This is a genomic window from Janthinobacterium sp. 344 (assembly GCF_900112025.1).
Taxonomy (GTDB): Bacteria; Pseudomonadota; Gammaproteobacteria; order Burkholderiales; family Burkholderiaceae_D; genus Janthinobacterium.
The window spans coordinates 399225-411182 of the sequence record NZ_FOKL01000001.1 but is presented as its reverse complement, the minus strand read 5'-3'; the positions used below and the strand labels follow the sequence as shown (position 1 = coordinate 411182).

The following is an 11958-nucleotide window of genomic DNA, read 5'->3' as shown; positions in this document are numbered from 1 at the left end:
GTTATCACTGAAAACATGGAGTTCACATGCAAGAAATGAACAACGCGGTGCGGGCCGTGGCCCTGCCGTCCGGCGCCGGCATCGCGTCGCTGTATCCAGGCAGCAACCTGGCCGACGCGTATGCCGTCGCGCTGCCGACGGCGCAGGCGCGCCAGATGGACATGCAGAGCCTGGCGCGCCAGCTGCTGGGCAGCCAGCCCCGTTGGGCGCAATGGCTGATGCTGGTGCGCGACGCCATCGTCTCGCTGTTCGGCATCAAGACGGCGAAGCAGCTGGAAGCCAAGCCAGGCAAGCGCATCGGCATCTTCCGCATCTATAGCGTCAGCGACGATGAAATCATCCTGGGCGAAGATGACAGCCATCTGGATTTTCGCCTGTCGGTGCTGCGCGACCGGGGCGCGGGGCGCCATGGCAGCGTGACCGTCTCCAGCGTCGTGCATTGCCATAACTGGGTGGGACGCGCGTATATCCTGCTGATCCGCCCGTTTCACAAGCTGATCGTGCAGCGTTCGCTGGCGCGCGCCGCGAGGGCCGGCTTTGCCTGAGCGGTAAAGGTGGCGTGAAGCTGGCGTGACGGTGCGGGCAATCTTGCTTATTCATGCCCGGTATTGCATACTGCGCCACCAGCCTCATCACGATTCCCATGAACGATACGCTTCTCCTGCTGGGTTTTGCCACCACGCCGCTTGAACTGATTTCCTTTGTCCTGGCATTGACAACCGTTGCGCTGAATATCCGCCAGAACCACTGGGCCTGGCTGTTTGCCATCATTTCCTCAGCCGCCTACGGTTTCGTGTTTTTCGAGTCGCGCCTGTATGGCGACATGGCCTTGCAGCTGCTGTTCATCAGCGTCTCGTTCTGGGGCTGGTATCAATGGCTGCACCCCGTCAGCGGCGGCAAGACCTTGCCCGTCACGCGCCTCGATGGCCGCGGCTGGCTGGCGTGCGCCGCGGGCTGGCTGGCCGGCTTCCTGCTCATCGCCTGGCTGCTGACGACGACGGACACGGACGTGCCCCATGCCGATGGTTTCCTCACGGCCGGCAGCCTGGTGGGACAGTTCCTGCTGTCGCGCAAGAAACTGGAAAACTGGATCGCCTGGATCGTCGTCGACGTGCTGTATGTGTGGCTGTACCTGCACAAGGGCCTGACCCTGACGGCCGTGCTGTATGGATTCTTTGTCGTGATGGCCATCATCGGCTTGCTGGCGTGGAAAAAATCCGCGCCGGCCGCCCCTGACGCCATGGTCCTCAAGTGATGACGCGCTGCGTGCGCGTGGCGATCCTGGGCGCGGAGTCGTCGGGCAAGTCGACCCTGGCGGCCGCCCTGGCCGAGCGCTACGGCACCGTCTGGGTGCCTGAGTATTTGCGCGAATTCGTCGAGACGCAGGGCAGGGTGCCCGTCGCCGCCGACCAGTATGGCATCGCGCGCACGCAAGTGGAACGCGAGGCGGCCGCCGCAGTCCATGCGCGGGACTTCCTGTTTTGCGACACGACGCCGTTGATGACGGTGGTCTACAGCCGCCACTACTTCGCCGGTGCCGATGCGCAACTGGCGGCGCTGGCCGACGCCACGCACTACGATGTGACGCTGGTGACGGCGCCCGACAGCCCGTGGGTGGCCGACGGCTTGCAGCGCGAGTCGGAAGCCGTGCGCCAGCTGATCTATCGCTTGCTGCTCGAGGAACTCGACGCGCGCGGCATTGTCTACCATGTGCTGCACGACAGCCTGGACGCGCGCCTGGCGCAGGCGGCACCCTTGCTGCGGCAGGCGCGCGATGCGGCGCCTGCCTTTACGCCAACTTAATTAAAAGTCGAACTGCGCCGAGACCTTGAAGGTCCGGCTCGCACCGGGGAACAGGTAGCCGCCCGCTTCCGGCGTCACGTCGCGCCAGTAGAACTTGTCGGTCACGTTGTTGACGGTGGCGCGCAGCACGGCGGGCGTGCCGGCCAGGCGCGTGGCCCAGGCGGCGCCCAGGTTGAACACGCTGTACGAGGGCACGAAGGTGGTATTGTTGTTTTCAAACGCCTTCTTGCCCGCATATTCCCAGCTGCCGTTCACGCTCAAGCCCGCCACCTGCGGAACGGCGTAGTCGGCGCGCACGGCCGCCTTGAAGGCGGGCACGTTGGGCACGCGCTTGCCATCGTACTCGGCACTGCCGGTAGCCGACTGCTGGCTGTTCAGGGCCGTGACGGACGCTCCCAGGTTCAGGTTGGCGGAAGCCTTGCCCTGGGCCGACAGTTCCAGGCCACGGTGCTGGGCCTGGCCGGCGCGCACGAAGTTGTACGTGGTTTGGCTGCTGTCGAGGTACTGGTTGAATTCCAGGCCCTTGCGGATCTGGAACAGGCTGGCGGCGACCATGAAGTCCGGCGTCAGGTCCGCCTTCACGCCCAGTTCGATCTGCTTCGAACGGCTCGGCGTCAATTCCACGTTGGCGTTGTTGGCGTAGCGGTCGGCCGTGCCGCCGTGTTCCATGCCCTGCGAATACGACGCATACACGGCGATATTATCTTGCGGGTTATACACCAGCGCCACGTTCGGCAGCAGGAAGTCGTGCCTGGCGCGGATTTCCGTGTCGGCCTTCAGCACGTACTGATAGCCGTCGACATCGATATGGCGCACGCCGCCATGCAGTTTCCAGTTTTGCGCCAGGCTGACGATGTCCTGCACGAAGACGGACGTTTCCTTGTCGTTGCGCACCAGGCGCACGGGACCCGTGACGCCATCCGACGGGGCGACGATGACGGGGCGGTAGATATTGCTGATGCCCACTTCGTCATACACGTACTTGCCGGCGCGGTCCTTGCGGTTGAAATACGATACGCCGGCCGTGAATTCGTGGCGCAGGCTGCCCGTGGCGAACTTGCCCTGGATCATGGCTTGCGCGCTCAGCGGCTTTTTCGTCTCGCCCAGGCTGCGGAAGTCCCACACGGAGAAATCGCCATTGCTGCAGAAGACGGGTGCCCAGCCTTCCGGGCTGCAGCCATATGGATACGCGGTGTAGTCGTCGCGCTTGAACGAGTGCTGGTTGGCCGACAAGGTGGCATGCCAGTCGTCGTTGAAGGCGTACTGGAAGCGCAGGCCCAGGTTGCTGGTAACGGTTTCCACCGGATGCGTCCAGGGCTGCTTGTTGAGCATGGTGTCGGCGCTGACGTTGGCCGGCAGGCTGCCGTTGCTCAGCAGCTGGAAGCCGGGCGCCGTCACTTGCGCCTTGTCCTGGTAGTCGGCGTCCAGTTGCAGCAAGGCTTGCGGGGAAATCTGCCAGTCGAAGGCGCCGGAAATGAACTTGCGGTTGCCGTCGGCGCCCTGGATGTAGGAGCGCAGGCGCTCGGCCGCCACGTTGACTCGGTAGCCGAAGCGCGTGTCTTCCAGGCGGCCGCCCAGGTCGACGGCGCCGTACAGGGTGCCCCGCTCGCGCGCTTCCACGGTGACGGTGCGCAGCGGCGTGTTCGTCGGACGCTTGACGATGAAGTCGATCACGCCGCCCGGCGCGGCCACGCCCGCCTGCAGGCCGGCCAGGCCCTTCAGCACTTCGATGCGTTCCTTGTTTTCCAGCGGAATTTGCGTGTCGCCGGGAATGGCCACGCCATCCTTGCGGTAGCTGGAATTGGTGTCGAGCTTGAAGCCGCGGATGGTGAATTGTTCCGCATAGCCGACGGCGTTGTACGACTCGTTGATGCTGGCGTCGAGCTTGACGGCATCGCTGAGGTTGCGGATTTGCAGGTCCTGCATTTCCTTTTGCCCGATGACGGTGACGGCGGCCGGCGTCTGCAGCAGCGGCGCATCACTGAAGCCGCCGACGGAGGCGCGCTTGGCGGCCGGCGCCTTGCTGGCCGTGACGACCACTTCGGCCATGCTTTGCGCCTCGGCCTTGGCCTGGGGCTCGGCGGCGGCATCGGCGGCGTCGCTCGCGGCCAGGGCGGGCGCGGCAAACGCGTGCAGGATGGCCAGGGTCAGTACAGAAACAGATAAATTCGGTGTGGACATAGATTGCTCGTGGTTCAAGCCGTCTCTGGAAAGAGCACGGCAGGCTGCTTGTTCGGCTGGCGCCAACGCAGGAGCTATCAAAGGAGGGAGGTACTTTGCGCTTTCCTTCGCTGGCATTATCCAGATCAGGTACGAAGGGTATCTCTCACCCGGATGACTGCTCCAGGACCCCTAGCGAATTGATAGCTTAGCATGAACCACGGCCGGCTGTCCCACCCGGCCGACCGTTTTACAACACTGCAGGTCGAAACTACAGACTCAGTTCCAGCACCTTGCGGCTCACTTCCGGCGTGATGTCGCGCTGTTCGCCCAGCGCCGTCATGCCGTGCGCTTCCAGTGCGGCGACGACGGCGTCCACGCTGGCATGGTTCAGGCCATAGTCGGCCAGGCGCGTCTTGACGCCCATGTGGCGGAAGAAATACTCGGTGCGGGCGATGGCCGCCTCGATGCGGCCATCCTCGTCGCCGCCGTCGAGCCCCCACACGCGGGCCGCGTATTGCAGCAGCTTGGCGCGCTTGGCCTGCTTGCGCACGCGCAGCATGCTGGGCAGGATGATGGCCAGGGTCTGCGCATGGTCGAGCTCGTACAAGGCCGTCAATTCGTGGCCGATGGCGTGCGTGGACCAGTCCTGCGGCACGCCCACGCCGATCAGGCCGTTCAAGGCCAGCGTGGCGCTCCACATCACGTTGGCGCGCACGTCATAGTCATCGGGCTGCGACAGCGCTTTCGGCCCTTCCTCGATCAGGGTCAATAAAATGCCTTCGGCGAAGCGGTCCTGCACCGAGGCGTTGACGGGGGTGGTCAAATATTGCTCCATCACATGCGCGAAGGCATCGACGACGCCATTGCCCACCTGGCGTAGCGGCAAGGTGAATGTCTTCGACGGGTCCAGCACGGAAAATTTCGGATACACCTTGCGGCTCATGAACGAGCGCTTTTCCTGCGTGGCCTTGCGCGTGATCACGGCCGAGCCATTCATTTCCGAGCCCGTGGCCGGCAAGGTCAGGACCGTGCCGAAGGGCAGGGCGGCCTCGACGATCTTGCCGCCTTTCGCCAGGATGTCCCAGGCCTCGCCTTCATGCAGGGCGGCCGCGGCGATGAACTTGGTGCCATCGACCACGGAGCCGCCGCCGACGGCCAGCAGGAAATCGATGCGCTCGCTTCTGACCAGGGCCACGGCCTGCATCAGGGTTTCATAGCTGGGATTGGGTTCGATGCCGGCAAATTCCAGCACGGTATGGCCGGCCAGCGCCGCCTTGACTTCGTCATAGACGCCGTTCTGCTTGATGCTGCCGCCGCCGTAGGTCATGAGGACTCGGGCCCCGGGCGGGATCAGGGCCGTGATGGCGGCGATCTGGCCCTGGCCAAAGAGAATTTGCGTTGGATTGTAAAAGTCGAAATTGAACATGGGGCTCCCGCTGTGTAGGCTAATGCCGAGCCATGATTATGGCCGAACGGGTGGAAACGTGTCGTGGGCGCTTGAGCTTTTCGCCCGCGCGGTGGAGAATGCAGCCAATGCCACTCTCACTGCGCGAAGGAATCCGCATGACCACCGTCCCACTGGAAGAATCCGACTTGCCCGCCACCGCGCTGGACATGCACCGCGCCATCGGCGCCACCATCGCCGCGCTGCAGGCGCTGGACTTGAACAGCCAGCGCTTCGAAGCATGCACGGACCCGGAACTGCGCCGCGTGCTGGCGCATGCGGGCGATACCAGCCGGCGCGAAATGTCCATGCTGCTCGAATGGATGCGCCGCCGCGACGCGCGCCTGGACAAGGAAATGAAGGAGGCGCTGTTCAAGGCGGGACCCATCGTGGCGCAGTACCATTACGATGAAAAAATAACGTAAAGCATCGTCATTCCTGGTTTGTTGCTGTGGCGTACCATACGCCACACGGCCTTTGTTTCGCGTAGACTGTGCCCCGAACACGATTTTGGGGGAGTTTGCAGAGATGAAATCATTACCATACCGAGAAGGCAGCTGGTTTGCCGTGCCCCTGCCGGGCGGCGGCTATGCCGTCGGCGTGGTGGCGCGGACGGCGCCTGCCGGGCGCATCATGCTGGCGTATATGTTCGGACCGAAGCGCGACAGCTTGCCTGCGCTGGAAGAGCTGGAAGGCTTGCGGCCCGAGCAGGCCGTGCGCCGCTTGCGCACGGGCGACATGGCGCTGCTCAACGAGCGCTGGCCCCTGCTGGGCGACAGCCGCCACTGGGAGCGCGACGCCTGGCCCATGCCGGCCTTTATCCGCCGCAATGAATCGCTGCAGCGCGCCTGGCGCGCCAGCTATGCGGACGCGGACCCGGCCAAGCTGGACCGCGAGGAATCGATCCCCTTCGACACGCCAGGCATGGAAAGCGATTCCCTGTACGGCTATGGGGCGACGGAATTGCTGATGAATAAATTGCTGACGCCGGAGCAGGCGTCGGCCTGAGCGCGGTTGGGCGGCGCTGGCGCCGGAGCCGGCGTCGGGTGGCGTCGGTCGGACTGGCGAGGCCTTGCCGCGCGTAATCCGACAACATGGTTGCATCGTTGGCCAAGGCCGCTGGTGGCGTCGGCTTGCACGCTTTGCGCCAAGCCGACCTGCGCCGCTACGTCATTTAGTTACGCCACTTAGTTACGCCACTGAGCTACGCCATTTATACAGCCGGCAGGCTGATTTGGAACGCCAGGCCGCCGCCTTCGCGGTTGCGCACCTGCAGTTCCGCGCCGTGGCGCAGCAGCACGCGGTCGACGATGGCCAGGCCCAGCCCGGCGCCATTCGCCTGGCCGCGCGCCGTGTCGAGGCGCGTGAATGGCTTCATCAATTGCTCGATCTTTTCCGCCGGCACGCCCGTGCCGTGGTCCTGCACCTCGATAATCACTTTTTTCGCGCCATGGCTGGTGCGCACGTGGCAGGCGATGTCGATTTCCGTGACGTCGCTGCCCGGCGTCTTGCCATAGCGGCGCGCATTTTCGATCAGGTTGTTCAGCACGCGGCGCAGATCCGTGGGGTTGCCCATCGCATGCGCGCCGTCGGCGATGTCGGCCGTGAGTTTCACGTCGGGCAGGCGCATCGCTTCGCGCGCCATCTCGTTCAGCAAGCCGCTGAGGTCGACGTCGGTGAAGCTCGATGTTTCCGTCGGCTTGGCGTAATCGAGGAACTGGCCGATGATGGCGTCCATTTGCCCGATATCGGACTGGATGCCTTCGCGCGCCTCGTCCGACAGGTTGGCCATTTCCACTTCCAGCTGCATGCGCGCCAGCGGCGTGCGCAGGTCGTGCGAAATGCCGGCCAGGATCACGGCGCGGTCCGACTCCACCTGTTTCAAGTCGTCGACCATCTGGTTGAAGCTGCGGTTCGCCTCGATGATTTCGATCGGTCCCTTTTCCGGCAGCGGCGCGGGCTGCTTGCCCTTGGCGATGTCGCGCGCGGCGGCCGTCAAGCGCGACAGGGGCAGGTTGATCAGGCTGGAAATGATGGCCGCGCCCAGCAGCGACAGCAGCGACACCAGGCTGGCCCAGCCCAGCCACTGGAAGCCCGTCAGGCCGCGCAAGCGGTCGCGGTCCAGCATCAGCCAGTATTCGTCATCGTCGATCTTGAAGCTGACCCAGAAACCGGCCACGCCGTTGACGCGCGCGGAAAAGCGCGTGTCCTTGCCCAGCTTGGCTTTCACCAGCGCCTCGATCTCGGGCATCAGGTAATTGTCGGGCGGCGGGTCGATGCGGTCGTCCTCTTCCAGCGAGAAGATGCGGATGCCTTCATTGCTGACGAGGTCGAACAGCAGCTCGCGGCGCAGTTCGGGCGCCGAGTGCGTCAGCGCCGCATGCGTGATGGTGACGACGGAAATGATCTGGGCGGAAATCTGCTGCGCCTGCGGCTCGCGCTGGACGACGGAAATCATGCCGATCCAGGTGATCATGCTGACCGAGGTCAGGGTGCCGAGCAGCAAAAAGGTGCGCCAGAACAGGCCGCTTTTCAGCCGCGCCAGGCTGATATCGGGAACAAGCTTCATCATGCCTCGCCAGCGATCAGCGCGGCTGTCCGTCCGGAATGAAGACGTAGCCGAGGCCCCACACGGTCTGGATGAATAGCGGGCTCGACGGATCTGGCTCAATGAGTTTGCGCAGGCGCGAGATTTGCACGTCCAGGCTGCGGTCGAAGACTTCGTATTCGCGTCCGCGCGCCAGTTCCATGAGTTTTTCGCGCGACAGCGGCTGGCGCGCATGGCGGGCAAACACTTTCAATACGGAAAATTCGCCCGTTGTGAGGGGCACCGTTTCGCCATTCTTTTTCAAGGTGCGCGTGCCCAGGTCCAGCACGAAGTCGCCGAACTCGAAGGTTTGCGGTGTTTCCGACGGCGCGCCCGGGATTTCATCGGGGCCCTTGCGGCGCAATACGGCGCCGATGCGGGCCACCAGTTCGCGCGGATTGAACGGCTTCGGCAGGTAATCGTCGGCACCCATTTCCAGGCCGACGATGCGGTCCACATCCTCGCCCTTGGCCGTCAGCATGATGATCGGCGTCTGGTCGCCCGCGCCGCGCAGGCGGCGGCAGATGGACAGGCCGTCTTCGCCCGGCAGCATCAGGTCGAGCACCAGCAAGTCATAGCGCTCGCGCAGCCACAACTTGTTCATCGCGGTGGCGCTCTCGGCCGTAAAGACATTGAATCCCTGTTCGGTCAGATAGCGGCGCAGCAGATCGCGCAGGCGCACATCGTCATCCACTACCATGATTTTGGCCTGATGGCCGTGGATGGATTGCGTTGTTGTATTGCTGCCGGAAGTGGAGGTTGTGGTCATTTAAGGTGTCGTGTTATCTTATATTGGTTGCTATAGTAACGCCTCGCGCGGCACCCACAAGGGGCTGTGGCGACCCATTACAAACTGTTACAAACTTTACCCAATTACTCTTACTGCACCGTGTAAAGCATCATACACTGGGGCCACAGTGGAAATCAGCTTTAAGTGTATACGGCATCGCGGAAGAGGAACTCAATGAATATCTTTACTAAAAAAATTCACCCCGCTCCCGGCGCAGCGATTGCCGCTCGCGCAACGTCGTCCATGCTGTCCGTATTGGCCGCGTGCTGCATACTCTCGACCAGCCTGGCGCAGGCGCAAAACCAGCCGCCGCCGCGCCGTGACGACCAGCAGCAATTGCAGGCCCAGCGCTATGAGCAGGTACAGCGCAGCAATAGCAATGATACGCGACTGCGCGAACAGCGTGACGCACGCAGCTTCGACACGCGCGCCGAAGAGCAGCGCCGCAACGGCGATGGCGGCGATGCGGCGCGCCGCACGGGCCGCATGACGCCCGACGAGCGCCGCGACCTGCGCCGCCAGATCAATGAAGTGGGCCAGGATATTTACTCGAATCCGCCGCGCCGCTGAGTATTTCCCATCCCATCCGAAACAGGGCCCATGCGTGCATTGGCCCTGCTTTCACGTCGGCGCCGCCTTTTTTGCTGAATCCGGCACGCCGCCGCGCCCCGTGATATTGTTCCCATGCACTGAAGCAATTCTCTGAATCCTGTTTTGGAGGGCAAGCGGTGAGCGACGACGACACACCCGTTCCTGACGCGAACCAGGCTGGCGGCTTGCCGCGTGGCCTGCTGCAGCGTGACGAGGGGGTGTTCCTGGATTTGTCGCTGGCGCCGGCGCAGCTGCGCGCCGCCGTCGAGCAGCTGTTCCAGTCCGGGCAATTGCTGGCCGGCCTTGATTACGCGCTGTTCCTGTTGACCCTGTTCCATGCGCCCGTGCCGCGCAGCGCCCCCAGGGGCGACGCCTTGCTGCGCATCGCCACCCGCGTGGCGCCGTTTCCGCCGCAGCGCCGCTTGCTCTACAAGCAAGTCAAGATCCGCGGCGACAGCGCCGAGTTTTATTTCGAAGCATTGCTGCCTGACGCAGACGGCCAGGTGCCGGCGCGCCGAGAATTTGACGAGCTGGTGGCCGACCTGTGGGGCAAGGGCGTGCGTTACGGTCTCGACAGCCTGGCCGTGCGCGCCTTGCTTGACGCGGGCAAGGCCGAGCGCATCACGGTGGCGCGCGCGCTGGCGCCGCAGCCGGGACGCGACGCCCAGCTGGTCGAAGTGTCGCAAGGCATCCACCGCGACGATGCGCCGCGCGAACGGCCCGATGGCCGCCTCGACCTGCTCAGCTTCAAGAACCGCTTTCCGCAAGTCAAGAAGCACGCGCGCCTGCTGCGCCTGTTGCCGGGCGCGCCAGGCTTGCCCGGCTATGACCTGGCCGGCAACGTGCTGCCGCCCCCGGCGCCGCTGGCGCTGGAACTGGCCTCGGTGGCGGGCGCCGGCACGCAGGTGGAACGCTACAGCGATGGCGACTTCCTGGTGGCCAGCGTGGATGGCTATGTGAATGTCGATGAGCACGGCAAGATTTCCATCGACAGCAAGATCGTCAGCCGCGAAGGCGTCAGCAGCCGCACCACGGGCAACCTGAAGCTGCGCGCCGCCTACGAGGAATTTGGCGAGGTGCAGGAACAGCGCCTGGTCGACGGCAGCGACATCACCATCCATGGCGACGTGTACGGCCATCTGCACTCGCATGGCGGACTGATCCTGCTGGAGCGCAACCTGGTGGGTGGCGCCGCCTTCAATGAGCATGGCGACGTGCGCGTCGCGGGCGTGGCGTCCGGTTCCGTGGTGCAGGCGCTGAGCGGCGAAGTGCGCTTGCAGCGCGCGGAAAGCTGCGTCATCGCCGGCACGCGCGTGGTGATCGACCAGGCCAGCAATTGCGAGATTATCGCCGACGAGGTCGTCATCGAGCTGGCCGAAGGCTGCGCCGTGGCGGCGCGCACCATCCGCATCGGCAGCGCCGGTCCGCGCAAGCAGGTGGAAATGCTGGTGTTTCCGCTGGTGCCCGACCTGAGCGCGCTGGAGCAACAGATCGCCGAAAGCCTGGCGAAGGCGGCGCAATTGCTGCAGATGCAGCACAAGCGCCAGCAGGAAATCGATGCCATCGCGCAACTGCCCGAGGTGCGCAATTATTTGCTGCTGGCGGGCCAGCTGCGGCGCGGGGAATTGCAGCTGCAGCCGGCGCAGCAAGTGCAGTACGACAAGCTGGCCGCGCGCATCGCGCCGGTGCTCAAGGAAGTGGCACGGCTGCGGCTGGACGTGAAACAGTCTGAAATTTCGCAGGCGCAGATGCTGGCGCTGGCGGCGCAATTGCGCGTGGAGCGGCAGGCAATGGCGAGCCAGTCGCGCTGCACCCTGGGCCTGGTCGATGGCGAAACGACGGTGCGCGCGATGGTCGTGCCGCCTGGCTCCGCCAAGGTCTACGACCGGCCGCCGAAAGAGATCAAGGCGCTGTTGCGCAGCGCCACGCCGGCCACGCAGCCCGTGTTTGCCGCCAGTACGGGCAGCCTGGAGTGGACCTACCAGCCGCCGTAGATGCCAGGCACAACCGTCGCGCGGCAGCTGTGGCCAGGCCTTTAGTCGGTCACCTTGCCGCGTGACTGTTTCAGCACGCTGTGCGTGCTCTTGCTGTCGAGGCGGCGCCGCTGCGAGCTGCGCGTGGGCTTGGTGGCGCGCCGCACGGCGGGCAGGAAGGTCACGCTGTCGATGATTTCCTGCAAGCGCCGCAAGGCTTCCTCCTTGTTCTGCTCCTGGCTGCGCGACTGCTGCGCCTTGAGCACCAGCACGCCATCCTTGCTGATGCGGCTGTCGCGCAGGGCCAGCAGCCGCTCCTTGTACGCTTCCGGCAGCGACGAGGCGGCGATGGGAAAGCGCAGATGGATGGCGCTGGACACCTTGTTGACGTTCTGGCCGCCCGGGCCCTGGGCGCGGATGGCGGAGAATTCAACTTCAGCGGGGTTGACGAGGTGTTGCATGGCCTGCCTGTGGAAAAACGATACGGCTATTGTAAGGCAAGACGCTGGCCCTGCGCCGGCGCAAGGGCGCACGGGCATGCGCTGATGTCCTCCGGGAAGGTTGATGTTTCTCAACGCTGGCTGTCACGATGCCCGTTAGCATGAGG

12 protein-coding genes and 1 riboswitch are annotated in these 11958 nt (G+C 64.4%); of the genes, 7 read left to right on the top strand and 5 right to left on the bottom strand.

Annotation, left to right across the window (positions count from 1 at the left end; all coding sequences use genetic code 11):
* Window positions 1–26 precede the first annotated feature (26 nt).
* From BM193_RS01840 to BM193_RS01830, 3 genes are all read left to right on the top strand, one after another.
* Window positions 27–545, top strand: a complete 519-nt coding sequence (locus tag BM193_RS01840; protein WP_092794929.1) for a DUF2867 domain-containing protein — start codon at window positions 27–29, stop codon at window positions 543–545.
* 98 nt (window positions 546–643) lie between these two features.
* Window positions 644–1255, top strand: coding sequence for a nicotinamide riboside transporter PnuC (gene pnuC, locus BM193_RS01835; protein ID WP_092794927.1), 612 nt, complete (start codon window positions 644–646; stop codon window positions 1253–1255).
* Window positions 1255–1803, top strand: coding sequence for an AAA family ATPase (locus BM193_RS01830; protein WP_092794925.1), 549 nt, complete (start codon window positions 1255–1257; stop codon window positions 1801–1803). The genes pnuC and BM193_RS01830 overlap by 1 nt, the downstream gene beginning before the upstream one ends.
* On the opposite strand, the gene BM193_RS01825 is transcribed toward BM193_RS01830, so the two are convergent.
* Window positions 1804–3984, bottom strand: coding sequence for a TonB-dependent siderophore receptor (locus BM193_RS01825; protein ID WP_092794924.1), 2181 nt, complete (start codon window positions 3982–3984; stop codon window positions 1804–1806).
* An 85-nt stretch (window positions 3985–4069) separates the two neighbouring features.
* Window positions 4070–4167: riboswitch (TPP riboswitch) on the bottom strand.
* A gap of 67 nt (window positions 4168–4234) precedes the next feature.
* On the bottom strand, window positions 4235–5392 hold the full coding sequence (locus BM193_RS01820) for an iron-containing alcohol dehydrogenase (protein ID WP_092794922.1): 1158 nt from the start codon (window positions 5390–5392) through the stop codon (window positions 4235–4237).
* A gap of 137 nt (window positions 5393–5529) precedes the next feature.
* Here BM193_RS01820 and BM193_RS01815 point away from each other — a divergent pair, with 137 nt between their 5' ends.
* Both BM193_RS01815 and BM193_RS01810 read left to right on the top strand, forming a co-directional pair.
* Window positions 5530–5835, top strand: a complete 306-nt coding sequence (locus BM193_RS01815) for a ferritin family protein (RefSeq protein WP_254785783.1) — start codon at window positions 5530–5532, stop codon at window positions 5833–5835.
* A 103-nt stretch (window positions 5836–5938) separates the two neighbouring features.
* Entirely contained in the window at window positions 5939–6418 is a 480-nt protein-coding gene (locus BM193_RS01810) for an Imm26 family immunity protein (RefSeq protein WP_092794921.1), read from the top strand.
* A gap of 205 nt (window positions 6419–6623) precedes the next feature.
* Here BM193_RS01810 and BM193_RS01805 read toward each other — a convergent pair whose 3' ends face one another.
* Entirely contained in the window at window positions 6624–7982 is a 1359-nt protein-coding gene (locus BM193_RS01805; RefSeq protein ID WP_092794919.1) for a sensor histidine kinase, read from the bottom strand.
* Window positions 7983–7995: 13 nt separating this feature from the next.
* The gene (gene ompR, locus BM193_RS01800) at window positions 7996–8697 is read right to left on the bottom strand and encodes an osmolarity response regulator transcription factor OmpR (protein ID WP_223278807.1); all 702 of its coding nucleotides are present in this window, start codon (window positions 8695–8697) and stop codon (window positions 7996–7998) included.
* Between the two features lie 333 nt (window positions 8698–9030).
* On the opposite strand from ompR, the gene BM193_RS01795 reads away from it, so the two are divergent.
* Window positions 9031–9357 carry a hypothetical protein gene (locus BM193_RS01795; protein WP_092794917.1) on the top strand — a complete coding sequence of 109 codons (327 nt, stop codon included), beginning with the start codon at window positions 9031–9033 and terminating at the stop codon, window positions 9355–9357.
* Window positions 9358–9515: 158 nt separating this feature from the next.
* Entirely contained in the window at window positions 9516–11372 is a 1857-nt protein-coding gene (locus tag BM193_RS01790; protein WP_092794915.1) for a flagellar assembly protein A, read from the top strand.
* A gap of 41 nt (window positions 11373–11413) precedes the next feature.
* On the opposite strand, the gene arfB is transcribed toward BM193_RS01790, so the two are convergent.
* On the bottom strand, window positions 11414–11812 hold the full coding sequence (gene arfB, locus BM193_RS01785; RefSeq protein WP_034749850.1) for an alternative ribosome rescue aminoacyl-tRNA hydrolase ArfB: 399 nt from the start codon (window positions 11810–11812) through the stop codon (window positions 11414–11416).
* Window positions 11813–11958: the final 146 nt, after the last annotated feature.

What these genes read in the sequence shown, in the direction of transcription:
- BM193_RS01840 (WP_092794929.1), top strand. Translation starts at nt 27, where the DNA reads ATGCAAGAAATGAACAACGCGGTGCGGGCCGTGGCCCTGCCGTCCGGC.
- pnuC (WP_092794927.1), top strand. Translation starts at nt 644, where the DNA reads ATGAACGATACGCTTCTCCTGCTGGGTTTTGCCACCACGCCGCTTGAA.
- BM193_RS01830 (WP_092794925.1), top strand. Translation starts at nt 1,255, where the DNA reads ATGACGCGCTGCGTGCGCGTGGCGATCCTGGGCGCGGAGTCGTCGGGC.
- BM193_RS01825 (WP_092794924.1), bottom strand. Translation starts at nt 3,984, where the DNA reads ATGTCCACACCGAATTTATCTGTTTCTGTACTGACCCTGGCCATCCTG.
- BM193_RS01820 (WP_092794922.1), bottom strand. Translation starts at nt 5,392, where the DNA reads ATGTTCAATTTCGACTTTTACAATCCAACGCAAATTCTCTTTGGCCAG.
- BM193_RS01815 (WP_254785783.1), top strand. Translation starts at nt 5,530, where the DNA reads ATGACCACCGTCCCACTGGAAGAATCCGACTTGCCCGCCACCGCGCTG.
- BM193_RS01810 (WP_092794921.1), top strand. Translation starts at nt 5,939, where the DNA reads ATGAAATCATTACCATACCGAGAAGGCAGCTGGTTTGCCGTGCCCCTG.
- BM193_RS01805 (WP_092794919.1), bottom strand. Translation starts at nt 7,982, where the DNA reads ATGATGAAGCTTGTTCCCGATATCAGCCTGGCGCGGCTGAAAAGCGGC.
- ompR (WP_223278807.1), bottom strand. Translation starts at nt 8,697, where the DNA reads ATGGTAGTGGATGACGATGTGCGCCTGCGCGATCTGCTGCGCCGCTAT.
- BM193_RS01795 (WP_092794917.1), top strand. Translation starts at nt 9,031, where the DNA reads ATGCTGTCCGTATTGGCCGCGTGCTGCATACTCTCGACCAGCCTGGCG.
- arfB (WP_034749850.1), bottom strand. Translation starts at nt 11,812, where the DNA reads ATGCAACACCTCGTCAACCCCGCTGAAGTTGAATTCTCCGCCATCCGC.